We start from the raw sequence: 26539 nt of genomic DNA, 5'->3' as shown, positions 1-26539 counted from the left end.
TTCTTTACCTTGGCAGCATCTTTTTCTTGCCTGATTTTTTGACGGTTTCAAATGCTCCGTCGCCCTCAAATTGGACAAAGACGGATACCTTGCCGCTGGCCTTAGTTAGTGGCCCTGAAACCTTCAGTTTTGATAGCGCCTGGGTGTCGCTAATTGGTAGCGAGAAAGCTTGTTCGCCATCTGCTGGTTGGGGGATACCTGCTGCACTTGCCGGTCCTGACAAGGTGACAGCCATTGCAAGTGCAGTGGCTGACCCCAAGATCAGACGCGGCACTCGTTGCGTGCGCCGAGTGACCATGATTCTCCTAGCTGGGCTGGATAGCGGTAGTGCTCCCGTCATGGGCGGGCGAAAATGGCAAAGCGGTGCGAGCTTTGATGATCGTCCGAGGCCCACGTCCGCTAGTACGAGGGCCTATAGCTAGGAATCCTAGGTGACCCACAGCATATATCAAGGGGTTGTTGAATAATTTTCTGTAAACGGTATCGTGCGTGGCTTGGCGGTTTCACAATAAAATCCGCGCACCACCGCGACAAACCCGCCCAGCGTTAGCGACCGAGCGCGTCGATTTTTTAGAAAAAATAGACGCATTGTTACTCAGCAGTTGGCTAATGCTAGGCGGGTTTGTTGTTGGTCCATCGAGGTGAACCTAGATGCTATGAGCCGTGGTTAGAGGCGGTTCAAGAAGCTATGAACTCGCTCGTCGAGTAGCTCGATGCGTTCGGCAACAACCACCATTGGATCCGGGTAGATCGGATTTTTGGAGGTGGAATGCGCACATTGCGTGAGCATTCGAAGTTCAGGCAAACCAAGGTGCCCAAGGTGTCACCGTCACGTCCGGCCTGTCCAGCTTTGCGTGTGGTCCACATGCCCACGGCAACAGGAATGTTGACGTCTCGGCACATCTCGCACATGGTGACGTTGGTCGGCTTGCGCTCGCCACTTGCTGGGCGCAACAAGATGCCACGGGTGTTTCCTGAACTATCGGTGTGGAACAGGTAACCGCGCTGCTGCAACTTGGAATCTCGCCAACCCAAGTACTCCATGGAATCCCAGTCCAGGGTGGCGAAGTTCTCTGGAAGCGTCAGTCGCTTTGCTTCTTGGCGGGTGGCGTTAACGAAAGATGAGCGAATGATTTTTTCGGTCAATGGCTGCATGATAATCCTCAAATTATCCGCGCACAGAAAAAGGGCGCACGGAAGTTTTAGTCAAAAAAGGAGACTGAGGTCTGCAACGTAAAAAAGATGCGGGTGCGCCAATCAAAGCCCGCAGGCCTAAACCTTTGGCGGGAGACTTTCTAGCTAACCCCGTTCGACGCGCAGACGAACGGGTGGAGCGTCAAAGTGGCTTGCATAGCCGACCGCCCTTTCCCGTGACCTATTCACGCATCGAAATAAATGTTCTAAAGCAACCGTAGCAAGAGTGATCGAAACTTGCCAATGAGCGTGATCACGCTTAAACGTGGTGCCGGTCGCATTCAATAATGAATGCGACCGGCACCATGGTGAATCAGGTTTTGACCCCGGGCTTAGCGGCGTCCACCCTGCCACAAGGCATCAAATGGGGTGTTTCCCGAAACGCGGTTGCGAATGCCCTCGGTAACAAAGGCCTTAGCCGTGCGGGCAGCTTCCAGCGCGGTAGCGCCCTTGGCGAGCTCCGCGGTCACGGCTGCTGCCAGTGAGCAACCAGCACCTGAAACGGCGACTTCGCCGATCTTCTTTTCGCGAAGAATTTCTAGGGTTGTGCCGTCGTAGAAGACATCAATAGCGTCTTCGCCAGCGATGCGTACCCCACCCTTGGCCAATACTGCAGCGCCTGAGATTTCGTGAATCTTCTTGGCTGCTTCGACCAGATCTTCTTCGGTGCTGATCTTCAGTCCGGAAAGCTGTTCTGCTTCAAAGTGGTTTGGGGTCACGAAGGTAGCTAATGGCAGCAGTTCGGCCTTCAACGCTTCGTCGGTATCCAGTGCGTGGCCAGGTTCCTGACCCTTGCAGATCAAAACTGGGTCCAGCAAAACGTTGTCCCACTTCTGGGACTTCAATGCGGTGGCCACGGTGTTGATGGTTGCTGGTGAACCCATCATGCCGAGCTTGACGGTGCTCAACTTGTCTTCGTAGCAAGTTTGGATTGCTTCGAGCTGATCTGCAATGACCTGCTGATCGACTGGCACAAAGCGGTGGTTCCACGAATCCTTAGGATCAAAGGAGACAATGCAAGTCAGGGCAACGATGCCGTAGGTTCCCAGTTCCTGGAAAGTCTTCAAATCGGCCTGAGCACCTGCACCGCCGGTGGCTTCGGAACCTGCGATAGTCAAGGTTATGGCTGGAGCAACAATGTTTGTATTAGTCATAGTCTCAATTGAATGTAGTACGGATTTCGAACGGTTAGTTGTGCTGCCAGAAAGTCAGCGTGGTCGCTTTGGACCAACCTTCAGGCAAGCTAGCAGCATGCTCTTGCGTAGCTACCATCAGTAGCCAAGGCAGTCCATGGCTGAAAGCGGATCCGGCCAAGTTGGCCAGTACCGCGCGGCGGGCGACATCTGGATCATCGGGAGAGAACAAGTCCGGGTCGCTGAGCAGACCGTACGTTGCACCAAAGTGCATTCGTCCGCGGGCGACCGGGCGGTCAAAGTCGGTCACCTCGACAACATCATAGTTTTCCATGGGAGCTTCAAAAAGCCCTGAGGTGTCCGCCAGCTTGACGACTTGTTCTACATCTTCTGGCTTACCAGCTAGCAAGTGCATGGTTGCACTTTGCTCCCAGCCCTCGCCCTGTAACTTTGCGACGGTGCTGTCATTAGCTGGGCCCAAGAAGATCAAACGCTGTGCATCGGACGGGGCGGTCCATGAATCATCAGGCCAGTAACGAAGGATCTCTACGTCGTCGCCGTTTTGATTCACTGAACGAATTTCCTGCTGGTTAGGGAAAGACGCAATACGATCACGCAATAATGCGTAGCCGCTGGTCCAACCTGGTAGTGCTCGCGCAGTTCCGCTCATAGTGCTGCGTTCTCCTTTTGAATCGCTAGGGGTCACCTATCGGCATCACTGACTTTACGCCTAAAAACTGGGCAATACTCAACTGTGTTTCTAGGATTTCTCTGTCAGCGAGGACAGCCGATATCTAGGAAGCTTTAGACCGCTTTAGCGCCGAGCTCACCGAATGATCCGTTTCCATCTTGCCAGCGGTTTTTGGATCAATGAGCGACAGAATGTCTTCAAAGAGGGAACGGACTACCGGCAGACGGCAAAGCACTGCAAATTTAGCGACTACAGGTGCCAAATTTTTGATCAGCGTATGTGAACGTCGTTGCTCAGGGGACTGGTCAAAGGCCCACGCGGTGAACACCTGCCGCGCAACAAGTAGCAAGAACCGGGGGAGATCTCGGCGGATACCTAGGGGAGGCAGAGGCCGAGCGCCACCAACAGCCTGTTCCCACATCATCAGTTCAATTTTGGTTACTTCTTCATTCGCATGCTCGCCAGAAAGCAAAACCTTCAAAAACGCCGGCCCGAACTCATGATAGGGAGCCAAAGATTGCACGCCAGCTTCCAGCACGATGCGAATGTTGGTTTCTAAGGTATTGCCCTCATCGAGCCCGTCTTGGCACAACCGCAATTGCTCATTGCGTAGGTTCAGCAGCAGCTGCGCGACGATGTCTTCTTTGGACTCGAAGTAGTAGTACGCATGTGAAAGCGCTACCCCAGCATTGGCAGCGATGACCCGCATGCTTGATGCGCGGTATCCCTCAATGGCAAAACAGTCCAAGGCAGTAGCCAAAAGTTTGGCCTGCGTCTGTCGACCTTTTTCAGTGCGCGGTTGGATGCTCTTGAGCCTTTCGAACGGAAGCTAATGGAGTTGATTCTAGCATTTATTGAACGCGTTCAAAAAACTAAAACTTTCATGCGGATGCAAGCGAGGGCAATCACTAGGGGAGTAGATTCCTCGATTTACTGTTTCGAAGAATGCCAGATGAGATGCGGAATTTTGAGATCTAATGGTTCGAAAACTAAGTTGCACGCTCAAGCGTTCCTAAGTCGAGGGCCGTCAGCATGGGATACTTGCTAGGTAAGTGCTAATACAGCGGAACCGCGCGCTGGCATGAAACTCCACCCATTCCTTTGAGGTACGAGCATGCCTTCGCGACGAAGTTCTGGCGAACCACTTTTGACAAGGACAACTACATGGGCGCGAACAACGCCGAAAACAACCTGACCAAAGCCAATAAAGCGGTCTTCGCTTCAGCGGGGTCACCATACTTTTCCACTGTGCTCACCCTGATGGGTGCCATCGTGATCCTCTCAAACATCGGTGCATCCAAAGGCGTAAGCTTTGGCCCAATCATCACCGACGGAGGATTCTTTCTCTTTCCGTTGGCCTACATTCTCGGCGACGTTATTTCCGAGGTATACGGGCTAAAGGCTGCACGGCGGTCAATTATTCTCACCTTCGCACTCGCCTTCTTTGCGGTGTTCTCCTTCTGGATCATGATCCAACTACCATCCGCCGAGTTCTACGACGGTCAAGAAGCACTCGAACGCACGCTGGGCCCAATCTGGCAGATCGTTCTCGCTTCGGCCTGCGGCTTCTTGGTTGGACAGTTTGCTAACTCGTGGGTGCTGGTCAAACTCAAGGAACGTAGCGGAGAGCGTGGGCTCATTGGACGACTGATTGGTTCCAGCGGCGTCGGCGAATTCCTCGACACCCTGATTTTCTGCTCTGTCGCCGCACCGGTCATTGGCATTGCCGATGCGCCGAACTTCATCAACTACGTAGTGGTCGGTTTTGTCTATAAGACAGCTGTCGAAATCATTCTTGTACCGGTGACTTCGCTGGTCATCAAATGGTTCAAGCAACGCGAACCAGGCTACATCCAAGCCGTAAACGCTAAGTAGTGAACAAAGGGCATCATCCGCGAGGACGATGCCCTTTGTGGTTGTAGCGGGATAACGTTACAAGCATGCAGACAGGTCAGAGCACCAAGATTGTCTTGGAAGCACGCGAGCTGATTATTGGCTACCAACAACGCGTCATTTGTGGTCCGCTAGATCTGCAGGTTTCCGCAGGCGACGGGGTGGGAATCATTGGAGCCAACGGTAGTGGCAAATCTACGTTGGTGCGCACCATCCTTGGACACCTATCGCCGGTGCAAGGCACTGTCGAATTTCTAGGTCTGCCCGTGAACGAGGACTCGCTAGCCTTCCGCCAGCATGTCGCTGTCCAGATCACCGATGGAGCGTTTTTTGAAGAACTCACCGTTGCTGAACACCTTGAATTGGTGGCTCGCGGCCACAATCTGAACTCTTGGAAACAAAGCGTCAGTGAAGAGCTGGAGTTTTTGAGCTACAACAAGTGGCCGGGCTACTGCCCAGCGAGCTCTCCTCCGGCCAGCGTCGCAAGGTGCTGTTGGCGGCGACACTCATTCGGCCTGCACAGCTGATGATCCTTGATGAACCGGAGCAACGTTTAGATCTGCGTATCCGGCAGAAACTCTATGATCGATTGGCCGTACTCAGAGGTTCCGGGACGACACTTTTAGTAGTGACCCACGATCCGCAGATGCTGCGTCACTGTTTGAACCACGCCTTCTTGCTGAACGAAGATCAAGGTGAAGCCCTTCACTCCGAGGCCGGAGCGCAGTGGCTTGAACGCTAGAGAAAAACTTCTGCAGGAAAACAAATTTGATCCGCAGCAGTTGCTCAACCGCGCAAAGCGACGGCGCAACTTTTCAGAACGCTTTGATCACTTCTCTGATGTCTATGTATGGGTGCTGGCCGCGGTTGTTGCTTTGGCATATCTTTTCAGCGCGATCTTTGGCCTCATCTTTGCTCTGCTTGGGCAGACGGTAGCTCACGTACAGACACCGTGGACGGTATGGAGTTTGCAAGAGCTGTCGCCGGTACTGCTCATGCTCAGCGCCATCTGTGTTCTACGGCTGTTTTTATACCTAGGGCCTGTAGGCGTGAATGCTGCCAAGGCGGACTGGTGGCTGCCGTTACCAATTAGCACCAGGCCCATTCTCGGCCGATCGATTCGAAGCGCACTACTGACTGGATTGCTGACCAGCAGTTTTGTAGGGGTGCTTTGGCTGATTGTCATGTTTGGTTTGGTCGGTGCTTATGAACCGCTGGTAGCCCTTTACGCACTGATTAGTTTTGCATTATCCGGAGTGCTCTTGACCAGCCTTGCGGTTGTGTTGCAAAGCTACGGGCTGCAACCACGTGCACAACGCTGGCTGGGACGCTGCATCGTGGCCGCCATAGTTGTCCTTGCAGCATTCTGGTTCTTGCTTCAGGTGAACATTCCGTGGGCAATAAGTGTCGTCGAAGGTGCGTCGAGCTCTGTGCTCCGGTTATCTGCATGGGCTCCTGCCGCAATCGGTTTGCTGTGCTTGAGTGTGCTCAGTACTTGGTGGGCATGGAAACGCAGCCCAAGGATCGGGGCGCGCGACATGCGCGTAGCCGGCGAGCATCAACGCTTGGCCTTGGGCTCTGCGATGCAAGCAGATACCAGAGGCGCCGTGGAGCCATCTTCGGCTTCAATTGGTCGCAGGCGACGTCGTGGGAACAAGCTTGCTTCCCGACTGCCGGTGGCCTGGCGCATTCTGGTGTTGCGTTTACTGCGAGGCGGGCGCTGGCATGCAACGCTGGGGTATCTGGTGATGGTCATGGCACTGGTTGCGACTGTTGAACAGGTGGCCAACCCGCTGAGCGCTCTGCTGTTTTACCTCGTGCTGTGTTTGTTGCTGACGATAAATGTAGCTGGAACTATTTCGCCTTTGATCTCGCAGCCGCAACTGACACAACACCTGGGACAATCTGCGGTTAAGCTACAACGAACAGCGGTACTTTTTGCAGTTTTCTATTGCGTGATCGCGTTGACCACGCTCACTGGGGGACTGGCGTTGCTGGGCGTCGTTCAGCTGAGCAATTTCTGGTTGTGGGGTGCAGCAGTGATCGTCGTCTCCCTTGGAGGGGCAGCAGCCAGCCTAGGTCATGCGCAACGTAAAGAACGCGACTGGGAGAGCCTGTTAGGTGGCTCCACCAGCGATACAACAGTGGTCATGGTTCTGATGAATGAAGCGTCCACCTTAATTCCAGCGGTGGCCACTTACGCGCCGCTCTTTGCTTTAGTGCTCAGTCCTGAAACCGGAATTGGTTGGCCGCTGTGGGGAATTTCCGTGCTATTTGCTCTCCGGGCCCTACGACCATTTCTCGGACGGGCGTACGCAGGTTTACGCGGATAGGATCAGAAGATGAGCGTAGAAATTTCAATTCATAAGCCGGAAGACCTCAGCACTGAGCAGCTGTATGCGTTGCTCAAACTGCGTACGCACGTTTTTATTGTTGAGCAGCGTTCTTCTTACCCGGATTTGGATGGTCTGGACCTCGTTCAAGGAACCCTGCACCTGGGCGCATGGGAGGACGGCGACTTATTGTGCACCGTACGCATTCTTGATATTCACGGTGAAAACCCGCATATCGGCCGTGTTGCTACGAAGGCGGAAGCACGGGGTCGAGGACTGGCCGGAACGCTGATGAAGCAAGCTGTTTTTATGTGCCGCCCGGACGTTCAGATTCATCTCGGCGCTCAAACCCAGTTGGAAGACTGGTATGGAAAATTCGGATTTGAACGATGTGGCGAAGACTTTGATGATGACGGAATCATGCACTTGCCGATGATTAGACGAGCGGCGACTGCCTCAGCCTAGAACATGACAAAGGGTGCTCATTTCCCGCCTGACGGCGGAAAATGAGCACCCTTTTAATTGTTATCCGACTACTATGCCACCGGCTGACCCTGGGGATCCGGCTTGCCAGCGTAGTAGCTAGCCAAGACCTTATCCTTGAGATTAAAGAAGGTGCCATCTTCCAACGCCTGGCGGGCAGATTCAACCAAACTAACGGTGAAGTGCTCGTTGTGGATGGAAATCAGCGTGTGGCTGAGTAGTTCCTTGCCCTTGAATAGGTGGTGAATGTAGGCGCGGGTGAAGTTCTGGCAGGTGTAGCAATCGCAGTCTTCAACCAGCGGGGTGAAATCACGCTTGTAGCGGGCACCGGAAAGATTAAAGCGGCCCCACGGGGTGTAAAACGCCGAGTTGCGCGCCACACGAGTTGGCGAAACGCAGTCAAAGGTATCTGCACCGTTTTCAATGGCAGTAAAGATGTCATCCGGCTCGGAGATCCCCAGCAGGTGGCGAGGCTTGTTTTCGGGAAGTTCCTCGGCGCACCAACCGACGATGGTTCCAAGGTTTTCCTTTTCCAAGGCTCCGCCAATACCAAAACCATCAAAGGCCATGGCTCCAAGATCCTGGCATGCCTTGCGACGAAGGTCTTCATACTGTGCACCCTGGATGACGCCGAAGAGTGCTTGATATTCCTTGCCCGCGCGGTTATCAGTTAGTGAGAAGTGCTCGGCGATGCAGCGCTCAGCCCAGCGACGGGTGCGCTCCAAGGACTCGATCTGGTAGCCGCGCGAATTCTGCAAAGTGGTCAGCTCATCAAAAGCGAACATGATGTCCGCTCCAATCTGATGCTGAACATTCATGGAAATCTCTGGAGAGAAACGGTGCTTGGTGCCATCAAGATGGGACTTAAACCAGACACCCTCCTCATCAACGTTAGCCAAGCGTTCTTTGCCTGGTGCTACCGCGTCATCCGGACCTGACTGGTCAACGGACTTCATATCGATGACCTTCTTGAACCCTGAGCCCAAGGACATAACCTGGAATCCACCGGAGTCGGTGAAGGTAGGGCCGTCCCAGCCCATGAACTGACCTAGTCCGCCAGCTTCATCCAAGATGTCCGCACCGGGCTGCAAGTAGAGGTGGTAAGCATTAGACAAAACTGCTTGAGCGCCAAGCTCTTTAACCTGAGCGGGAGTCACCGCCTTGACGGTAGCTTTAGTACCCACCGCAATGAACGCAGGAGTTTTGATTTCGCCGTGTGGCGTGCGGATCACGCCGGTGCGACCCAACATTGGGGAGCCATCGGGTGCAGTGAGTCGGGTTCCGACTTCAAAGCCAAATTCTTCTTGGCGGGCATGCGGGGCGCTGGGGTCAAAGTTCTTTTCGGGCACGTACCAAGTGTGCCGTATTAACGCGCCGGTGAGGAAAACGACAATGTCAAAGTGCCCACAAACCTAGCCCCTCACATGGCAATGAGCGAATAATGGGTGGTATGTGTTGTGTCCAACACGACGGAAGGAAACTGTGGGTCTGAAGAAACTGAAGGAATCAACAAAGTCGCTGGTAACGCTGGGACCGGCCCGCAAGGACCACTGGATTGGGTTGCGTACAGGCCTAGGCATCTTCGCTCCGCTGATCACGCTCTTTGCCATTGACCGAATGGATCTAGTGGTGTTCGCGGTCTTTGGTGCTTTCACCGGAGTCTACGGACGAGTTGATGGTTACTGGAACCGATTGCGTATGCAGGTTCGTTCAGGTCTTCTCTTTTTTGCCGTCATCGCCTTGGCACTAGCGGCCTCGTATTGGTGGGTTGACCACCAGAACCCAGAGGTCATGAAGTGGCAGATCGTCGGAGCCACAACACTCATTGCTGGGCTGTGTTCGGTGCTGGTCGGGTTTATGCGCCTGCGCCCGGGCGGATCCCTATTCCATATCTTCGCTTTTGCGGCCATCGCTTCGATTCCCCACGCGGCCCCCATGGGCGAGGCATTGTTAGTAGCGGGACTGACCATCGTGCTGGCGTTAGTAATCGGCGCCTCTGGGGCCATAGGTCAGTGGGCTAGTTTATGGAAACGTACCAAGCTTCCACCGCTGTCCGATAACGTGCGTAAAGCCATCTGGTGGGAGGGGCTGTTCCATGTACTCTCCGCTGGTGTGGCCGGAATTCTTGCCAACACTCTGGGCAGTGAGCTTTCTGCCGGACACAACTATTGGGCCATGGTTGCCGCTGTAGTTCCTCTGGTCGGGCATACGACTAGACTGCGAATCCGTCGCGGAGTGCACCGTGTATTGGGAACACTGGTGGGCATGATCCTGATGGCGCTACTGATCTGGTCGAATCCGCAGATGTGGATCTTGCTCGCCTTTATCGCCGTTTGCCAGTTCTTGGCCGAGATGCTGGTCATGCGTAACTATTTCATGGCGCAGATCTTTATCACGCCCATGGCGTTGGTCGGCGTCTCGCTGGGCACCGGGCTCAGCGGCTCGGTGATGTATGACCGCGTGGTTGAAACACTGATCGGTTGTGCCGTGGGCATGCTCGGCGTGCTCTTGGGAAGTTGGCTCGGCTCGGTACTCAAACGCAAGCAGGGCCTCGTTCCCAAGAGCGAAAGCTGAACTTAGATATTGATACCCACGTGGGCCAACGCCTGACGCAAGATATTTTCGCGGCCACCGGCAAACGCGCCTTGAATATCTGAGCTCAGGGCTTCGGCCGGGGTCAGCCAGGTCAGTTCCAGAGCATCTTGGCGTGGAGTGGATTCACCGCGCACCGGAACGATGTAGCACATGGAAACTGCGTGCTGACGGTCGTCGGTTAATCCGGTTTCACTTGGTGCCGGGAAGTATTCGGCCACGGTGAAAGGAACCGGCGAGGCCGGAAGCTGTGGCAGCACCATGGTGCCCAGGTCCTTCTCGATGTGGCGAATCAGCGCGGCACGAATGGTCTCGCGGTACATCACACGACCAGAAACGAAGGTCCGCAGCATACGACCGTCATCGTCACCGGTGAGCAGAAGCCCCACTTCATTCACATAACCCAGCGGGTCAAGGCGAACCGGGATCGCTTCAACATAAAGCATCGGTAGGCGCTGACGCGCTTCGTAAAGATCTTCTTCAGAAAGCCATCCGGGATACGGATCTGGGGTACGCACGTTCATGCTTCTATCTTCGTACACAAACCCCGCTCCATGGGTGAAGCTGTATCTGTGTTGCGCAACTCACCAACTGCACGCCAGCGCACTCTAGTACCGCCGGAGATCTAAAGATAAAATTAGTTAAGCTTTCCCCAATTCTTGCCCCTTGCGTTCGCCGTGGGCACCGAGAGCATATTTCCTTTTCAATTACTCGTGGAAGCAGATTCCAGCCGTGACGAACGCTCCAGAACGACTGAGCAAAAAGAACTTCACCACGATTGCGGTGCTGATCGTATCCAGCTTCGTGGTCATCCTGAACGAAACAATCATGAACGTGGCATTACCTGTTCTGATGCACGAATTCAACGTAACCGCTGATGCAATTCAGTGGCTGTCCACCATCTTCATGCTCACCATGGCAGTGGTCATTCCGATGACCGGATTCTTGCTGCAACGCCTGAGCGTACGCAATGTCTTTGTCCTAGCCATTGGCATGTTTACCTTGGGCACCATTCTGGCGGCCTTGGCACCAGGACTGACCGTCCTGTTGGTTGCCCGCGTCATCCAGGCCAGTGGTACCGCAATCATGATGCCGCTGCTGATGACCACCATCTTGCACATAGTGCCAGCTGAACGTCGCGGTGTGCTGATGGGCAACGTATCCATCGTGATCTCCGTGGCCCCAGCCATCGGCCCGACACTTTCGGGTTTGATCCTGCAGTACCTGTCGTGGCGCTTCATGTTCATCGTGATCATCCCGATTGCGGTCGCAGCACTGATCATCGGTACCCCGCGTCTGTCCAACGAAGTAGACGGTGCATCCACCCCGCTGTCGTTCACCTCGGTCCTTTTGGCTATCCCGGCCTTCGGTGGCTTGGTCTTTGGCCTGAGCCGACTGTCGGTAGGCGTGAGTGCGCTGAACATTGGCATCCTCGTTGTAGCGTTGCTCTGCTTGGCTGCTTTTGTCTTCCTGCAGCTGCGGTTGCAGAAACAAGATCAGGCGCTGCTGGATCTACGTCCGCTGAACTTCAAGGACTTTACGCTTTCGCTAGTGCTGATGATGTTTGCCATGATCTCGCTGTTCGGCGTGATCATCTTGCTGCCAATGTTCTTCACCAACGTGCTGGGCATTGATACCCTGACCACTGGTTTGATCATGCTTCCTGGCGGCCTGCTGATGGGCATTTTGGCCCCAATGGTTGGCAAGTTGTATGACCGGTTGGGGGCCCGTCCACTGATCGTTCCTGGCGGAATCATCTTGCTGGCCTCGTTGTTGGGCTACGCACTGATCCTGAACGAGAGCACCCCAATTTGGTTGCTGGTTGTGCTGCACCTGGTGATGAGTTTGGGCTTGGCCCTGATCTTCACCCCTGCGTTCACCACCGCGCTGAACCCATTGCCGCACCACCTGCACTCGCACGGTTCGGCACTGCTTTCCACCTTGCAGCAGTTGGCTGGTGCCATGGGTACCGCTCTGCTGGTGGGCGTTGTGGCAGCGACTACCGCCTCCAAGATTGCCGCGGGTAGCGATCAGTTGGCCGCTACGGTTGAAGGCTTCCAGCCTGGATTCCTCATCGGTGCTGGCTGCAGCGTTGGCATCATCGTGATTGGCTTCCTTCTTGGTGGCAAGAAGGAACTGGTCAGCTTAGGCGCGCAAGAGGCCGAAGCAGAAAAGCACTAAACGGTTTAACACCTAAACAGCTGGATACTCAACTACTGAGTATCCAGCTGTTTGTGCATCTGGGGTGTGCCTAGTGCTTTTACCGCAATGCTTTTACCCCAGTGCACTGGGCAGTAGGCTGGCTGGTAAATGTACGCACTACAAAGGGGTAAGCATGCAGCTGCAGGATTCAGTCGCTTTAGTCACCGGTGGACTTTCGGGTTTAGGCCGGGCCACCGCACAAAAGCTCGCGGCAACCGCCAAACATGTTGTCGTTCTTGACCTGGCGCGAGAGGACGGCGACGAAATTGCAGCACAGATTGGTGCCAACGTTCGCTACGCCCCGGCAGATGTCACCGATGCCCAGCAGGTAGCTACCGCCATCGAGCGGTGCAAGGAACTCGGTGCGCTGCGAGTTGTGGTCAACTGCGCTGGCGTGGCCACTCCCGGCAAGGTACTGGGACGAGATGGCGTACTGCCGCTGGAACGCTTTTCAAAGGTTTTAGAGATCAACGTGAACGGCACCTTCAACGTCATCCGCTTGGCTGCTGAAGCGATGGCGCATAGCGAAGCACTGACTGACGATCAAGGAACCACCGAACGTGGAGTCATCGTTAATACCGCTTCAGTGGCAGCCTTTGATGGCCAGATTGGCCAGCCTGCCTACGCCGCTTCTAAGGGAGCGGTGGCCGCGATGACCTTGCCGCTAGCCCGTGAACTGGCCAGTCACCAGATTCGGGTTATGACCATTGCTCCGGGGATCTTCCACACGCCCATGATGGATTCTCTGCCGCAGGCTGCTCAAGACTCCTTGGGAGCTCAGGTGCCCCACCCTTCGCGATTGGGACGCCCAGAAGAATACGCCGCATTGGCGGAACACATCGTGGCTAATCCAATGCTTAACGGCGAAACCATCCGTCTTGATGGTGCTATCCGGATGGCTCCGCGCTAAAGCGCGATGTGGCGCGGCAGGTCCCATAAACCGTGGGCCTGCCACACTGCGTCCGGTGCTCCGCGTGGCTCATCCGAAACGATCGATTTTCGCGTCCGTATAAGGAACCTTCACCGGGCAGTTTTGCGGGCGGGGTATACGGGAATTCTAAGTTCTTGAGACTTCGGTGTTTTGAAATCGTCAGGAATCAGATCGGACTCTGTCCCGTATGCCGACCGGGTAACGGGACGCTTTGAAAGTACATATTAAATGACCTGCGCGGAATCGTATCTTGAGCCAACATCTTCGCAGCAACTACTCACTAGCAATGACGCGCGAGATAAATTGAGCTTTTCCGTTGTTGTAAGAAAGCCGGTCAGTGCCGAAACGGTCAGCGAGACCGAGTTTAAGTGTGGCATATTCGGCGGCAAGATTCGGATCGGCTCGAAGCCTGTCACGGAAACGCAACACGTCGTGTTCCCAAACTGATCCTTCTTCGCAGACGTGTACGTGCACGAGGCGAGGTTCACCGGCTGGTGGGCGAAAGAATCGGTGGTCAGGTTCGCGTTGCCGAAGCACGAGACCTAACGATTCAAGACCCGGACGATACTCCGATTCATCGTTTATATCTGGCACGGATACTTGTAGGTCAAGTACGGGCTTGGCGATCAGGCCAGGGATCGATGTTGACCCTACATGTTCTATTCGCGCAACCGTGGGAACGATGGCGGATTGGATTCGGTTGGTCCATTCAGCCGCTACCAAGGGCCACAGTGGATCGGATTCCTTTAGTTCTACTGGCTCCCCTCCAGGCCTATCAAACCACTCATTTGTCATGATCCACTTCTCACTCAAATTGTCCGCTCAAGGTTGCTGAACAGACAGTAATCTGTGCAACTCACGGTTTATCGAATTACTCCGTGATTCAGTTGATTCCACAATTGGTCGCGCTCGGTACCGGTGACTCTGGTGGCAGTAAAGCTGGTCTCTTGACCATTCCTGGGATCATCGGTGACGAAATGCCCTTCTCGCAGTTCTTCGACTGTGTACCATCCCGGCGCGTAATCCTCCTCCGGAAATTCGTGCTCGCCGTCTAACCAATGCATTTGGGACCACATATTCTCTTGTTTGTCCCAGAAAAACGGGAACGATCGCATAACAGTGATCGAAGTGGTCAGCCACCCTCTGGTCTCTCCGGCGAGCGTGAGCTCCCAAACTGAATCACGGAATTCATCCAAGAGAGGATCCCTCGGCCAGTCAGTTTCGTCGAACCATTTCTCAATCCATCGCATGCATCAGTTCTACCAGAACGAATACTAGGTCTAGCGGTCGCTAGCAATCTTAGGTCCCGTTGGAGGTTCCTCTTACGGACTACCTGTGAATGCTTATCTGGAGCTTGTGTCGGATTCTGCGACGGCGGCTAGGGACGTACCTTCTACGCTCAACATCACGCTGCTGTCCCGACGATTAAAGAGGTGCGTAGTGATCGTCCAGCTGTTGGCATTCCAAATGCAGGGAGGCGTCTCTTCGCTATCCCATGGATGTTCTGGTTTTCCGAAGAGTTCGGTGAATTGGATCCGTAGTTCGCTGAATCCGCTTTGAGCACCTGGGTCACCGGATTCTTGAGTGCTGTAAAGGTGGAGGGTTACGCCTAGAAACTGGCCGTTGTACGTGTCCCATGAGCCGAGGGGTGTCCACCGAGGCCGATATCCAGCTCGGTTATTTGGTGGGGTGATTCATTATCCTCTAGCTCGGTCCGGTCCCCAGATGTGAATCCAAGGCGCGCAAAGAGATTATCGCGTTCTTCGTCGCACCGCGGCCAAGGCTCGTCAACCAATCTTCTGACGAGTTCCACAACAGTGCCAGGCGCGGGATTCAGTTCCAATGAAGGGGCAGTCTCAGACATATTGTGAGCTTACCTCTCAAGAATTGAGACATTGCCGTTAGAGGTTCCCCTGCGGGCGCGATAGCTGATCAGTGCAAAGGCCTTCGAACACCTCGTGCCCGCATTCGGGATTCGACAGAGTCCAAGTTGAGTATCTTGAGATCGCACTGTTTCGTTTACACGTAGGCAAAGAGACATGCATCGCAAACTCTGGAATGCCGGTTCTCCGGCAGATGTCACCCGCTGATGTAGATTTGATTGATGAGCGAGACAAGACACACCGTGACTGTCGGTGATGACATCACGATTTCATATTCCGTGTTCAGCGGCACCGATCCAGCGGTCGTAATCTTGCACGGCCTTGCTGGCAGCAGCCGCGAATTCGTCCCGACTGCGCAGGCCCTCTCGACACGGAAAGTCATCTTGATCGACCAGCGCGGCCACGGATTCAGTACACGAGTGCCAGATGACACGTCGCGCACCGCATTCGTGGGTGACGTCGTCCGGGTGATCAAAAAGGAATCGTCGCAACCGGTGGATCTCGTGGGTCAATCGATGGGAGCTCATACCGCAATGCTCGTTGCAGCTGCGCATCCCGCTCTCGTGCGGAGGCTCGTGCTTCTGGAAGGCAATGAGGGCAACGGGTCTGCGGAAGATCAGGATGCGCTCGGCGACTACTTCCGGTCTTGGGAGGTGCCGTTCTCTAGCCGTGACAATGCAAGGGATTCGCTCGGCGATGGCCCGTTGGCGCAGGCGTGGGTGGCCGACCTGGAAGAGCGCGAGGATGGCCTGTACCCGCGGTTCGACGCGGACGTAATGGTGCGAACCATCAGCGAGGTGGCAGTGCCTCGCTGGAAGGAATGGGAAAGCATCACCGCGCCCGCATTGGTGGTCTACGCGGATGGCGGCATGTTCACCGAGGAACAGAAAACTGAGTTCGTCGGCCGAGGCAGGAACGTGACCCGAGCGGACTTGACCGATGCTTCCCACGACGCGCATCTGGATGCATTTGAGCAATGGAACACAGTGCTGCGCGAGTTCCTCACCGCAACCTAAACGATCAACTCACGTTCTGTGCTGCGGCAGGACGCGCTACGAACGCACCGTCGTGGATCAATACCGATTTGATCGAGTTTCCGTTAGTTCAGTTATGGGGCACCGCACCATGACCCGTTTCCCAATCCACGATTGTTCTTTCCCTTTAGCTGTCCCAGTGAGGGTTCCTCTTGCGGGCGTCGTCTCTCCGAGTAGGTTCCTAGGCGTCGAAGAATGGAAGTGCTTTTGCCAGACCGGTCACGACCAAATATGCGGGATCGGTCGGTACCCAATCTGAAACATCGAGGCGCAGACGGTCGGAGACTACGGCTCGCCCGGCAAGAACATCCCGCGAGATACCATCGTGAAGATATCCGAGCTTACGCGAGACGCCTTGCGAACCAACGTTGTCCTGGAACACCTCGGTCAGCGCCGCAACTGCTCCCAGTCCCTCAAAAGCAAGACTCAGCAAGGCTGTCCGGGCCTCAGTACCAATGCCTTGTCGGTGAAATTCAAGGCCAAGCCACGACTCGGTTTTTACTTCACGCAATACAGAAAAATTGCGTGCCTTTAGCGTGACCATGCCTACCGGCTGGTCTCCACGAAATACGCCCATTTCCAATGCCCAATCTTCCGCACACCACATGCCCCGGCGGCTCCAGTGCTGTTGCAACACGTGGAGTGCCCGCTCACGAGGAGGAAGATCTGTCCAAGGTGTCAAGAAGGGGTGCTCACCAGGTTCGTGCACGCCGCTGGCCGCAACCTGGGCGAGTACGGACAGCTCGTCATCGTTTGGAACGCGGAGTTCCAAATGTTTGGTTGAAAGCGTCAATTGGGCGAGAGGCCAGTAATCGTTGAGCATTTCGCAAGTATGGCACGGCAGGGTTCGCCGAATCACGTTGATGCGCGCGAGAACCCGCAAGCAGACTGCCGCCGCCGTCCCGTAGACCGTTCCTCTTGCGGGCTGACTACAATGTGCAGGAGTATTGAGGACTTCGGAAAGTGGCACCTTGTTAGTTTCTTGTTTCCTGGTCAAGCACGACCGTTTTCGACCACAAACAATTGTTCAGACCGCGCTGCACACAATTGTTGAGAACCAAGTTGTGATTCGATGCCAACTACCGCTTGCTCACCAGCGCTAGAGTCTACGTAGGGGCGTTCTATTTGCCCCTCATGAGTCTGCAGCAAGGTATTTGCTTACAATGTCGCCACGTGAGAGGAATTCAACTGATGAACGATTGGGTCATATTTCATCACGAGGACGATGCCAAAACATCGGTTGAATATGACTGGGCGTGGATTGACACGTTGATTGCTAGATTGGTCGAGCTGCAAGCAGTCGAGAAGAAGTCCTCACATACCGATGCTTTGGCTGGCTGCATTGAAGAGCTTGAACATGCTATTTCTTCAGCCCTGTCGCATGGAGTTTCCGTTCGTGCGATAGGTGTTCGTACAAATTTGAGTCAAAGCGACGTTGCCCGAATACGGGACACCGGACGTCTATACGAAAGATAGGAATGAAAATTCTTTTAGGCCTAATCCTGTTTCGCTTCCAGTAAGTCGGCTAGATGACCGGCGCTTCGGCCAACTGCTGAGCAGAGCTGAAACTACGGTCAATTCCGGTCAGTGGATCAGTAAAGGAAATGGTGTGCGCCAACAGCTGTAGCGGGCGCTGGTAATCATCCGGAGCCAAGTCCCACAAACGCGGATAAAAAGCATCATTGATAATTCCCAGACCCAATGAAGCTAGATGCACGCGCAACTGGTGGGTTTTGCCCGAATGCGGTTTGAGATCCATCAACGCAACTTCCACTCCTGCATGGTGACCTGCACTGCGGCCTACGGCTTCAACATCAATGAAGGTCTTTGCATTGGGTTCACCATCTTTGACGACGGATCGCAACTGTCCCTTGACCTTGGACATGCGGTTTTCGTAAACCATGGGCATCTGGCCAAGCAAGTTGTGCAGTTGCGCTTCGTCTTTGACCAGTGAATGTTCGCCGTTTGGCTGAAGCACTCGGCCGGTTTCCAGACCCGCTCCGGGCTGCAGTGCGACGACCGCTTTATAGCGTTTGCTGATTTCACGGCGTTCAAAAAGCATCTGATAGTCGCCGCGGGTTGCTGGGTTCACGGCAAAAAGAATGACGCCCGCGGTGGCACGGTCCAACCGGTGCATCGGAACAAGATCATCAATGCCGGTTTGGTTGCGCAAACGAACCAGAGCCGATTCTTGGATGAATCGTCCACCGGGAGTGGTAGGCAAAAAATGTGGCTTATCGACAACCAGCAAGTGTTCATCTTGGTGCAGGATCTTGGCTTCAAAAGGAATTGGCGTTTCTACCGGCAATGAGCGGTAGTACCAGATGAACTCGTGTTCATCCATGGTTGTTTGGCGGTCTAGAGGCACGCCGCCGAGTCCAACAATTTCTTGGTTATCAAAGCGTCGCAAGATGCCTTCAGGATCCACATGGCCAAAGCGTTCCAGCAGATAATCGGCCACGGTGGCCCACGCTCCGTCTTGCGGAAGCCGCAAACGGGTTGCATTAACGCCGTTACGAACGGGGAGCGGGGATTCCATAGCCATAAAGGCTATTCTTTCATCTCTTCAGTAGGGCTTCAGACCGCCGGTTGGCAATGTGGGCACCAGTAGCAATCTCGCTCGGAACCTTCTGAAGTTGATGGGATCTTGAGTAACGCGATAGGGGTGCCGCAGCGAAGGCATGGTTTTCCTGCACGGCCATAAACCCAGAGCGGTTCTCGGGTCCGTTCGGTGCCGGTGGTCACGCGACGAGTCCGGTCCTTATTTACCGTCAGCAGACGGTGGGCCATATGAACTACTGCCGGAAGGTCAGCAATCTGGCCGACTTGGGTCAGTGGGTGTAGACGTTTAAGAAACAAGATTTCGCAACGGTACACATTTCCCACACCGGCCATCAGCCGTTGATCCAGCAATGCTTGGCCAATACCTTGCTGTGGATGACTTTGCAGGTTTTCAACCGCCACCTGAGCGTCCCAATCCGCACCCAACAAATCGGGTCCCAAATGACCGATGAGTTCAGCCTCTTGTTCGGTAGGTACCAAGCGCACCTGAGCAATATCAAAGCCCACGGCCGTCACCGTAGATGTTTTGAGCACTACGCGTGCAGTGTGCGCTGGTTTCTTCCAACGCTCATTCGAGGCATACAGATCCCAGCGCCCTTCCATCAGAAGATGCGAGTGCAGGGTCAGTGGCTTGGCAGAGAATTCAGAAGACCCAGCGACTGGAGGATGCAGTCGCATCAACAGGTGTTTACCCGCTGGAACTACCTCATGCACAACATAGTCTTTGAGATCTCTTGTCGCCAAGGCCGGAACTCTAAAATCAGAAGACAGTAAGCTCTGCCCTGCCAGGGCTTGGTGGAGCCGTGCAGTGGCACGATAGACGGAATCACCTTCAGGCATGAGAGCTCTTCTTTCTGTTCAGGAATCAGCGCCGGAATCGAATGCCTTGCGGCGTCGAATAGAAACCTGCAGCCAATAGGGCGGCTCCCACCGGATGGTCGAGTATAGGTTGACCGTCCACGGTAGCGATGGCAATTTTCTCCACCTTGGCCGTGCGTAGGGCAGCCACCAGATGCATGGCAATGATGTTCCATGACTCTTCTGGAAGCTGGGCAAAAGTTAGCACCGTGCGGCCGCCGCGTTCCAGGTACAAACACAATTGACCATCCAACATCCCAACGATGGCACCGGCTTTGCGTCCAGGGCGGTGCCCGGTCTGCGTGGCTGGCCAGCCCAGCGCCGCACCATAAGGATTGGCCGGGTCTGTCGAAGCGAGCACCATGGCTACAGGCTGACGGCGAGGATCCTCGGAGAGCTGGTATCCACGCAAACGGTCAATGGTGGTTGAAGTGGAGAACTGGGCAGCACCCAGCTTTTCCACGAAGTAACCACGACGGGCATGCCCTGCTTCTTCCAACTTGGACAACACCCGGTACAGCTGACCGAAGCCGCCAGGTACTGCTTCGGCGGCGACCGAGCCGCGGGTAAGTACGCCATAGCGTTCCAGCATGATCTCTGCTGTCGCATGCGCTGAAATGGTGGGATCCGCTACCGGCTGGGGAGCAAAGACCAACGCGCTGAACCGCGTGGACTACGCATCGGGGAGCCACCGTGATCCTGCGCAAGACGGTTCAGACCCGAGAGCCTGTTGAGCCGTGCGGCACGGGCGCGCGGTGCCGGTTTGGCGATCTTGTGTGCAGTACTTCCGCCGGCCAAGTAACCGCGAATCGGAGCCAAGGTGTCGGGTGAAATATATCCGGCCCAGAAAAGCCTCCAGCATGACTCAGCAATGTCTTGGGCACTGACCGGAGGCTTATCCGGATGGTGGATGCGGGCGGCGAGTTCCTCAGCAAAATAGGCGCCGGTTGATTCAAAGGCTTCAAGCACGCGCAGATCTATGGCCTGAAGGCTACTGACATCAGGCGTTGGCAAGGAGAGCGCTGCGTGTTCGGCAGTATGCAACGACAACCAGCCGTCTTTGCCACCGGCTGCACCTGCGCCACACACCAGAATATCTCCCGCGCTGCACAGTTCATCTAGCCACGAGCTTTGATAGCCGTTGAGTCGGGCAGGAAGAATGAAGGACTCCAGCGCGGAGGCGGGCACTTCAGCTCCAGCAAGTTGAGCGATGATTTCATAAAGGCCATCGGGGCCACTAAGAGTTGATCCAACCTGCTGCCAGGCGGGAAGGAACCGGGCATAGGTGTTTTGATCAACCGGCTCCACCTCAGCGCGCAGGGCAGCCAAAGACCTGGTGCGAATGGTGCGCAGCACTTGGACATCGCAGTATTCATCACCGCTGATGCCCTCGGGCACAATCTCCACCGGGCGGAAGGCGCCGACCGATAGTCTGCCGGCAGCCACCAGCTGGTCGAGTATTGGTCGCAACACCGCAACACCCAGTGAGAGTTCTGCAGCAATTTCGGTGAGCGTAAAAGGAACATGGGTGCGCGCGTAGCGTGAGATCAGATCTTGGATGGGGTCGGCCACCGGCTCCAAGAACGCCGCCGGAATCCCGGTGGGCAGCGGGGTGCCCAAGGCATCACGTAACTTGCCGGCATCTTCGATCGCGGCGTAGGCCAAAGACCCACTTTGACGCAGGGTGAAAGCACGGCGAGTGGCAACTAGGGCTTCGGCATGTTCCCTTGCGGTAGCCGGATCTATTGGTGCACTGTCCTCATTTGGATCTCGCAGTCGGGCGGCTAAGGCCTCGCTAGTCAGCGGTCCCAAGAGACGCAGCAGGTCGGCTGCGCCTTCCATTCCGGCTAAACGCCGGTTATCTGCTCGATACTGCAACTGTTCCTGCAAGCCGGTGATAACTCGAGGATCAAGGATTTCACGCACATCATTGCGGCCCAGCAATTCACCGAGCAACACCGGATCCAGACTCAGGGCTGCTGCACGGCGTTCAGCCAGTGGCGCATCAGATTCATAGAGGAATTGTGCAACATAACCAAAGAGCAAGGACTGGGCGAAGGGCGAAGGCAATTCGGTGGTGACTTCTACCAGCCTGATGGCGCGTGAAGAGACCTTGGAGAGAATCGAGGACAACGCCGGCAGATCATAAACATCATTCAGGCACTCGCGTACCGTTTCCAAGATGATTGGGAAGTCCGGGTAATTCCGGGCGACATCCAATAGTTGGCTGGCCCGCTGACGCTGCTGCCACAACGGGGTGCGCTTGCTCGGATTGATCCGCGGCAGCAGCAAAGCCCTGGCGGCACACTCACGGAAGCGCGAAGCAAACAACGCCGAATTTGCCACCTGCGAGGTGACCACGTCAATGATTTCATCTGCTTCAAAGGCAAAAGATCTGCGCCCGGCGCCTGATCATCCATGGCCGGAATGCGCAGCACGATTCCATCGTCGGCAGCCATAGCCGAAGCATCCAGACCCCAACGTTCGCGCACCCGTGCACCGACCGCCAACGCCCACGGGGCGTGGACCGCTAGGCCAAAGGGAGAATGCAGGATGACCCGCCAGTCGCCAAGCTCATCATGGAACCGCTCGATCACAAAGTTCTGATGGTTGGGCACCTGACCGGTCGCCCGGCGCTGCTCACCCAAATAGTTCAGAAGATTATTGGCTGCGTAGTCATCCAACCCACCGGTACGCAAAACACCTGACGCTTCGCTTCGTTCGCTGGCCAGCAAACTCGTGGTGAATTCACCTAGCGCCGCACCAAGTTCCACCGGACGGCCCAGACCGTCACCGTGCCAGAAAGGCAGTTTGCCGGGTTGGCCAAAGGCTGGGGTGACCAGCACTCGGTCATGGGTAATGTCTTCAATGCGCCAGCTGGTCGCACCGAGCGCAAAGACGTCACCCACCCGCGACTCGTAGACCATTTCTTCATCCAGCTCACCCACACGCTTGGGAGCCTTGTCATCTTCGGCCCCGGCTAGGAAGACACCAAAAAGTCCACGGTCTGGGATGGTGCCACCGGAAATCACGGCCAAGCGTTGCGCTCCAGGGCGCGCTACCAATGTGCCGGCATCTCGGTCCCAAATCAGCCGTGGCTTCAGGGTGGCAAATTCATCTGAGGGGTATTTGCCCGAGAGCATGTCCAAGGTGGCCAGATAGGCGCTGCGTGGGAGCTGTTGGTAGGGAGCGGAGCGGCGTACGGTCTCGAACCACTTCTCAACTTCCAAGTCGTCCATGGCCACTGCGGCCAGAGTCTGCTGGGCCAACACATCCAGCGGGTTGGCCGGGATAACCATTTTTTCGATTGCTCCCTGGCACATGCGTGTGACCACCAGTGCAGTGGAGAGTAGGTCAGCGCGGTGCTTAGGGAAAAAGATGCCTTGAGAGACAGAACCGACTTGGTGTCCGGCACGGCCCACACGTTGCAGACCAGAGGAGACGGAGTTGGGGGACTCGACCTGGATGACCAGATCCACCAGGCCCATGTCGATACCGAGTTCCAGCGAGCTGGTGGCCACCACCGCGCGCAGCTTGCCCAGCTTCAGATCCTCTTCAATCTGGGCGCGCGCATCCTTGGACACCGAGCCGTGATGGGCGCGGGCCAGCAAGGGTGCTTCGGGATGGGCGGCAGCGGTAGAACCGGCTTGAGCCATCAAAACTGCTGGGGACGAGGTGGACGTATCCTCTGCGCTGAATCCCTCACGCTCAGCGTAGATGTCGTTGAGTCGTCCGGTCAGGCGCTCGGCCAACCGGCGGGAGTTGGCGAAGATAATCGTGGAGTGGTTTTCCAGCACCAGATCCACCAACTGATTTTCCACGTGTGGCCAGATGCTTGCCGATGCTGTGGGGGACGAGCTAGGCCCTAAATCGTGAGCGCCGGCAGCCGAAGGCAAATCGGTCATGTCTTCCACCGGGACGCGTACGGCCAGTTTCCACTTTTTGGTGGATGGTGGGCGCACAATATTCACCGGTGCGGAGCCTGCCAAGAACCGGGCAACCTCTTCGGGTGGTTCCACTGTGGCCGAGAGTCCGATGCGTTGCGCCGGAGTCGGCAGTAACGCATCAAGGCGTTCCAAAGACAGCGACAAGTGGGTCCCACGCTTGGTATTGGCGATGGCGTGGACTTCATCGATGATGACGGTGTGTACCTCAGCCAAGGTTTTACGCGCTTGGCTGGTGAGCATCAGGTAGAGCGACTCGGGGGTGGTGATCAGGATTTCGGGTGGATCCTTGAGCAGCTTGCGCCGGTGATTGGCCGGGGTATCGCCCGAGCGTACGCCCACCGATACCGAAGGCTGGGTTAGACCCATTTCGTGTGCAGTGGCGCGAATGCCAGCAAGTGGGGAGCGCAGGTTGCGCTCAACGTCCACGCCGAGGGCCTTCAACGGCGAAATGTAGAGGACCTTGGTGCCGTTGCCTACAGGGTGATCCGCATCGGATTCCAGTCCCGGTAGCGCTGGAGTATCCAGTTCTGCGTGGTGCAGTCGGTCCAAAGCCCAGAGGAACGCGGCTAGGGTTTTACCTGAACCGGTTGGGGCAATGACCAGGGTGTGCTTCCCATCGGAGATGGATTCCCAAGCGCCACTTTGCGCAACCGTGGGCGCAGTGAAGACGTCGGTGAACCACTTGCGGGTGGCCGCACCAAACCGGGAAAGCACATCACTCATGGAATCGATACTACGTTCTACCCACGACAGTTCGAGAACGGCATCTTTGAATCATTGTGCTGCCTCGGCGTCTCGGGTCCTCGCCGTTGGTTACCGTCCATCGTTCAGAGGCATTGGTGGACCCGAGTCATAACATTGGATAGTGCACTAAGCATTGGTACGGAAGTTCAAACCTGCTCCGGTTCATGACCAGATGATCTCGTCCAAGCTCATCCGTTCTCGGCTGGTTCCCGAAGAGGCTAGTTCACCAGCAGCGTGGGTGGCAGTGCCGAATGCGGTTATCGAAGTAACCTCCCAGTGGTGCGGAATAACGAAGTCAGAAGTGATGCCATCTCGGTCGAATGCCCTGAACTGGTGTGCTGCTAGTCCCATAGCTAGACCCTGAAATGTCATATGCGCGACGGCTTGCCCGAGATCGTAGTGAGCGAACTCTGAATACTCCCAATCCGCTGTGCCTTCAACGAGGGTGTGAGCAAGATTCACCACCAATAGCGAAGCGGCTGGCGCCCAGAGCGATGAGCTTCGAGCTAGACGCCGCACGATTCTCTGATGATTCGCATCGCCTCGTCGTGCAACGATAAATTTCCATGGCTGCGAGTTGCCCGCCGACGGTGCGTGCCTAGCTGCATCTAGTAGCGCGTGGACCTCTGCAGTTGTGAGCGTGAGGGTGGAGTTGAATCGAACCGGACTGTACCGTCCAGCCAGCGCAGGATGAATTATTGTAGGTTCATCTGGGACGTGGCATTGAGTCATGCCTTTTATTCTCTAACAGTGCTGTGCAAGCACCCTAAAACCACTGCGTCATTTACCCACAGTAATTTCTTGAAGCGCAGCGACGTGGCCAACATATGCTCGACGCCCTGACGTAGTTAGTGAAACGCGCATGTGGCTGCGGCCCAGCTTGGTGAAGCGTTCAACTTGCACGTAACCTGCATCGCTGAGCTGTTTGAGGTGTTTGCTGAGTACCGAGTCTGTAACACCGAGGATCTGTTTGAGGTGCGTGAATTCCGCCCATTGAACCGGCGCCAGGCTCGCGCAGATCCGTAAACGAAGCGGCGCGTGGATCAGCTCATCAAACCGAGCGCTGCTAGTGGACTTGGTCATTGCCGTCCTCGATACGCGCCTTGTTGTAGGCCGATTGCATCTTGGTCACCAAAAACATGCCGCTGATGAACGTGACAAGAATTTTCGCGAGAACTTCTGAGAGATGTGTGGCTTCCCAGAACCTGAGGCAATTGATCAGCAGGATGCAGAGAAAGAAATACCCTGCGTAAGCGCCTGTCAGAAGGGTGGGACTGTTGAGCAACGATCGTGGTTTGGCCCGACGGCGTTGAGCCAAGACATACCAAAGGATCAACGGAAGATAGAGCATCGCTAACCAATAGGCTTGTGGCGGAAAAGCCTGGAACAACGTGAAGATGACAGCCGAGACCGCGACGACGGTGGTGAGTAATCCACGGGGATTACCAGAAGCTCTAACCATCTGTTGTGAATCTTGCTCGACCGATTGAAGAAGCTTGACCGCGCGATCCTGTTCCATTTGATCCTTTGACGAAGGCATGGCACTCCCTTTCCGTTACGGAAAGTCTTATCTTTCCATATTGGAAAGTCAACGTGTTGACTTACACGTGGTGGTATTTTCCACCGGCCAAGATGTCCTGCGCGCGGTAGAGTTGCTCGGTCAGAATCAGGCGCACCAGCTGGTGAGGGAAAACCAGCTTGGATAGGGACCAGGTGAAGTCGGCGCGGGCGTGCACCGTTGGATCCACTCCGTAGGCTCCACCGATGATGATCACGACGTTGCGCGAAGAATCGATAGGGGAGCGCAGCGTGTTTGCCAGTGCTGGAGAGTCGACATTCTTGCCGCGCTCGTCGAGTAGCACCACAAAGTCGCGGTCATCAATTTTTGCCAAGATGCGTGCGGACTCTTCGGTGCGCGCCGCATCGTTTTCGCGAGACGAGTGGTTGAGCAACTGCCAAGTGAGGTTAAAGGTTTTTTTAGTCGTTTTTCGTAGCGGGAAATTCCTTCGTCTACCCACGACTCATGTTTCTTGCCAACTGCCAGCACCTTGATTGTCAT

At 55.5% G+C, this 26539-nt stretch carries 25 protein-coding genes and 2 pseudogenes; 10 read left to right on the top strand and 17 right to left on the bottom strand.

The features are described from left to right. Positions 1-4 precede the first annotated feature (4 nt). The 5 genes from N6V40_RS00720 to N6V40_RS00700 form a co-directional block, all read right to left on the bottom strand. Positions 5-298: a hypothetical protein gene (locus N6V40_RS00720; protein WP_262198554.1), complete on the bottom strand. Its 294-nt coding sequence runs from the start codon at positions 296-298 to the stop codon at positions 5-7. Positions 299-678: 380 nt separating this feature from the next. Then, positions 679-1155, bottom strand: a complete 477-nt coding sequence (locus tag N6V40_RS00715; RefSeq protein WP_262198552.1) for an FBP domain-containing protein — start codon at positions 1153-1155, stop codon at positions 679-681. A gap of 371 nt (positions 1156-1526) precedes the next feature. Then, positions 1527-2348 carry a hydroxymethylpyrimidine/phosphomethylpyrimidine kinase gene (locus tag N6V40_RS00710; protein ID WP_262198550.1) on the bottom strand — a complete coding sequence of 274 codons (822 nt, stop codon included), beginning with the start codon at positions 2346-2348 and terminating at the stop codon, positions 1527-1529. 34 nt (positions 2349-2382) lie between these two features. Next, positions 2383-2997, bottom strand: coding sequence for a hypothetical protein (locus N6V40_RS00705; protein WP_131090495.1), 615 nt, complete (start codon positions 2995-2997; stop codon positions 2383-2385). Positions 2998-3121: 124 nt separating this feature from the next. Then, positions 3122-3778, bottom strand: a complete 657-nt coding sequence (locus N6V40_RS00700; protein ID WP_262198549.1) for a TetR/AcrR family transcriptional regulator — start codon at positions 3776-3778, stop codon at positions 3122-3124. A gap of 404 nt (positions 3779-4182) precedes the next feature. Between N6V40_RS00700 and N6V40_RS00695 the strand changes: the two genes are divergently transcribed. The 5 genes from N6V40_RS00695 (at position 4183) to N6V40_RS00675 (ending at position 7709) form a co-directional block, all read left to right on the top strand. Further along, positions 4183-4893, top strand: a complete 711-nt coding sequence (locus tag N6V40_RS00695) for a queuosine precursor transporter (protein WP_262198547.1) — start codon at positions 4183-4185, stop codon at positions 4891-4893. A 65-nt stretch (positions 4894-4958) separates the two neighbouring features. Continuing rightward, positions 4959-5438, top strand: a complete 480-nt coding sequence (locus N6V40_RS00690; protein WP_262198546.1) for an ABC transporter ATP-binding protein — start codon at positions 4959-4961, stop codon at positions 5436-5438. After that, positions 5351-5653 carry an AAA family ATPase gene (locus tag N6V40_RS00685; protein WP_396268135.1) on the top strand — a complete coding sequence of 101 codons (303 nt, stop codon included), beginning with the start codon at positions 5351-5353 and terminating at the stop codon, positions 5651-5653. Before N6V40_RS00690 ends, N6V40_RS00685 begins: the two co-directional genes overlap by 88 nt. Beyond that, positions 5643-7244 (top strand): DUF6297 family protein, encoded by a 1602-nt coding sequence (locus tag N6V40_RS00680; RefSeq protein WP_262198542.1) that lies wholly within the window; start codon positions 5643-5645, stop codon positions 7242-7244. Before N6V40_RS00685 ends, N6V40_RS00680 begins: the two co-directional genes overlap by 11 nt. Before the next feature lie 9 nt (positions 7245-7253). Beyond that, positions 7254-7709 carry a GNAT family N-acetyltransferase gene (locus N6V40_RS00675; RefSeq protein ID WP_131090490.1) on the top strand — a complete coding sequence of 152 codons (456 nt, stop codon included), beginning with the start codon at positions 7254-7256 and terminating at the stop codon, positions 7707-7709. A gap of 71 nt (positions 7710-7780) precedes the next feature. On the opposite strand, the gene tgt is transcribed toward N6V40_RS00675, so the two are convergent. Then, positions 7781-9076, bottom strand: coding sequence for a tRNA guanosine(34) transglycosylase Tgt (gene tgt / locus N6V40_RS00670; protein WP_262198539.1), 1296 nt, complete (start codon positions 9074-9076; stop codon positions 7781-7783). A 133-nt stretch (positions 9077-9209) separates the two neighbouring features. Here tgt and N6V40_RS00665 point away from each other — a divergent pair, with 133 nt between their 5' ends. Then, complete coding sequence (locus tag N6V40_RS00665) at positions 9210-10301, top strand: FUSC family protein (RefSeq protein WP_262198537.1); 1092 nt, start codon at positions 9210-9212, stop codon at positions 10299-10301. Between the two features lie 2 nt (positions 10302-10303). Here N6V40_RS00665 and N6V40_RS00660 read toward each other — a convergent pair whose 3' ends face one another. Further along, positions 10304-10843, bottom strand: coding sequence for an NUDIX hydrolase family protein (locus N6V40_RS00660; protein ID WP_131090487.1), 540 nt, complete (start codon positions 10841-10843; stop codon positions 10304-10306). A gap of 208 nt (positions 10844-11051) precedes the next feature. Here N6V40_RS00660 and N6V40_RS00655 point away from each other — a divergent pair, with 208 nt between their 5' ends. Further along, positions 11052-12500, top strand: coding sequence for an MDR family MFS transporter (locus N6V40_RS00655; protein ID WP_262198535.1), 1449 nt, complete (start codon positions 11052-11054; stop codon positions 12498-12500). A gap of 154 nt (positions 12501-12654) precedes the next feature. Then, positions 12655-13431 carry an SDR family NAD(P)-dependent oxidoreductase gene (locus N6V40_RS00650; protein ID WP_262198533.1) on the top strand — a complete coding sequence of 259 codons (777 nt, stop codon included), beginning with the start codon at positions 12655-12657 and terminating at the stop codon, positions 13429-13431. A gap of 294 nt (positions 13432-13725) precedes the next feature. On the opposite strand, the gene N6V40_RS00645 is transcribed toward N6V40_RS00650, so the two are convergent. Together N6V40_RS00645 and N6V40_RS00640 are read right to left on the bottom strand one after the other, a co-directional pair. Further along, positions 13726-14247 carry a GrpB family protein gene (locus N6V40_RS00645; RefSeq protein WP_262198531.1) on the bottom strand — a complete coding sequence of 174 codons (522 nt, stop codon included), beginning with the start codon at positions 14245-14247 and terminating at the stop codon, positions 13726-13728. Between the two features lie 68 nt (positions 14248-14315). Beyond that, the gene (locus N6V40_RS00640; protein ID WP_262198529.1) at positions 14316-14648 is read right to left on the bottom strand and encodes a hypothetical protein; all 333 of its coding nucleotides are present in this window, start codon (positions 14646-14648) and stop codon (positions 14316-14318) included. A gap of 908 nt (positions 14649-15556) precedes the next feature. Here N6V40_RS00640 and N6V40_RS00635 point away from each other — a divergent pair. Continuing rightward, a complete protein-coding gene (locus tag N6V40_RS00635; protein WP_262198527.1) occupies positions 15557-16351 on the top strand; it encodes an alpha/beta fold hydrolase in 795 nt (264 codons plus the stop codon). 199 nt (positions 16352-16550) lie between these two features. On the opposite strand, the gene N6V40_RS00630 is transcribed toward N6V40_RS00635, so the two are convergent. After that, the gene (locus N6V40_RS00630; RefSeq protein WP_262199678.1) at positions 16551-17192 is read right to left on the bottom strand and encodes a GNAT family N-acetyltransferase; all 642 of its coding nucleotides are present in this window, start codon (positions 17190-17192) and stop codon (positions 16551-16553) included. Between the two features lie 368 nt (positions 17193-17560). Here N6V40_RS00630 and N6V40_RS00625 point away from each other — a divergent pair, with 368 nt between their 5' ends. After that, positions 17561-17845: a hypothetical protein gene (locus N6V40_RS00625; protein WP_131090481.1), complete on the top strand. Its 285-nt coding sequence runs from the start codon at positions 17561-17563 to the stop codon at positions 17843-17845. 49 nt (positions 17846-17894) lie between these two features. On the opposite strand, the gene N6V40_RS00620 is transcribed toward N6V40_RS00625, so the two are convergent. The 7 genes and pseudogenes from N6V40_RS00620 to N6V40_RS00590 all read right to left on the bottom strand — a co-directional run bounded on the left by N6V40_RS00620 (position 17895) and on the right by N6V40_RS00590 (position 26539). Beyond that, positions 17895-18908 carry a pseudouridine synthase gene (locus N6V40_RS00620; RefSeq protein ID WP_131090680.1) on the bottom strand — a complete coding sequence of 338 codons (1014 nt, stop codon included), beginning with the start codon at positions 18906-18908 and terminating at the stop codon, positions 17895-17897. 38 nt (positions 18909-18946) lie between these two features. Beyond that, on the bottom strand, positions 18947-19771 hold the full coding sequence (locus tag N6V40_RS00615; RefSeq protein ID WP_131090480.1) for a DNA-formamidopyrimidine glycosylase family protein: 825 nt from the start codon (positions 19769-19771) through the stop codon (positions 18947-18949). Positions 19772-19796: 25 nt separating this feature from the next. After that, positions 19797-24459, bottom strand: a pseudogene (locus N6V40_RS00610) (ATP-dependent helicase). A 183-nt stretch (positions 24460-24642) separates the two neighbouring features. Further along, positions 24643-25212, bottom strand: coding sequence for a nitroreductase family protein (locus N6V40_RS00605; protein WP_131090478.1), 570 nt, complete (start codon positions 25210-25212; stop codon positions 24643-24645). A 48-nt stretch (positions 25213-25260) separates the two neighbouring features. Further along, positions 25261-25563: a transcriptional regulator gene (locus N6V40_RS00600; RefSeq protein ID WP_131090477.1), complete on the bottom strand. Its 303-nt coding sequence runs from the start codon at positions 25561-25563 to the stop codon at positions 25261-25263. Then, a complete protein-coding gene (locus N6V40_RS00595) occupies positions 25547-25999 on the bottom strand; it encodes a hypothetical protein (RefSeq protein ID WP_131090476.1) in 453 nt (150 codons plus the stop codon). Before N6V40_RS00595 ends, N6V40_RS00600 begins: the two co-directional genes overlap by 17 nt. 82 nt (positions 26000-26081) lie before the next feature. After that, positions 26082-26539: pseudogene (locus N6V40_RS00590) on the bottom strand (23S rRNA (pseudouridine(1915)-N(3))-methyltransferase RlmH).

The sequence above is a fragment of the Glutamicibacter sp. M10 genome, from assembly GCF_025452055.1.
In the GTDB taxonomy this organism is placed as follows: Bacteria; Actinomycetota; Actinomycetes; order Actinomycetales; family Micrococcaceae; genus Glutamicibacter.
The sequence above is the reverse complement of the archived record's forward strand: the minus strand, read 5'-3'. Positions and strand labels throughout refer to the sequence as shown.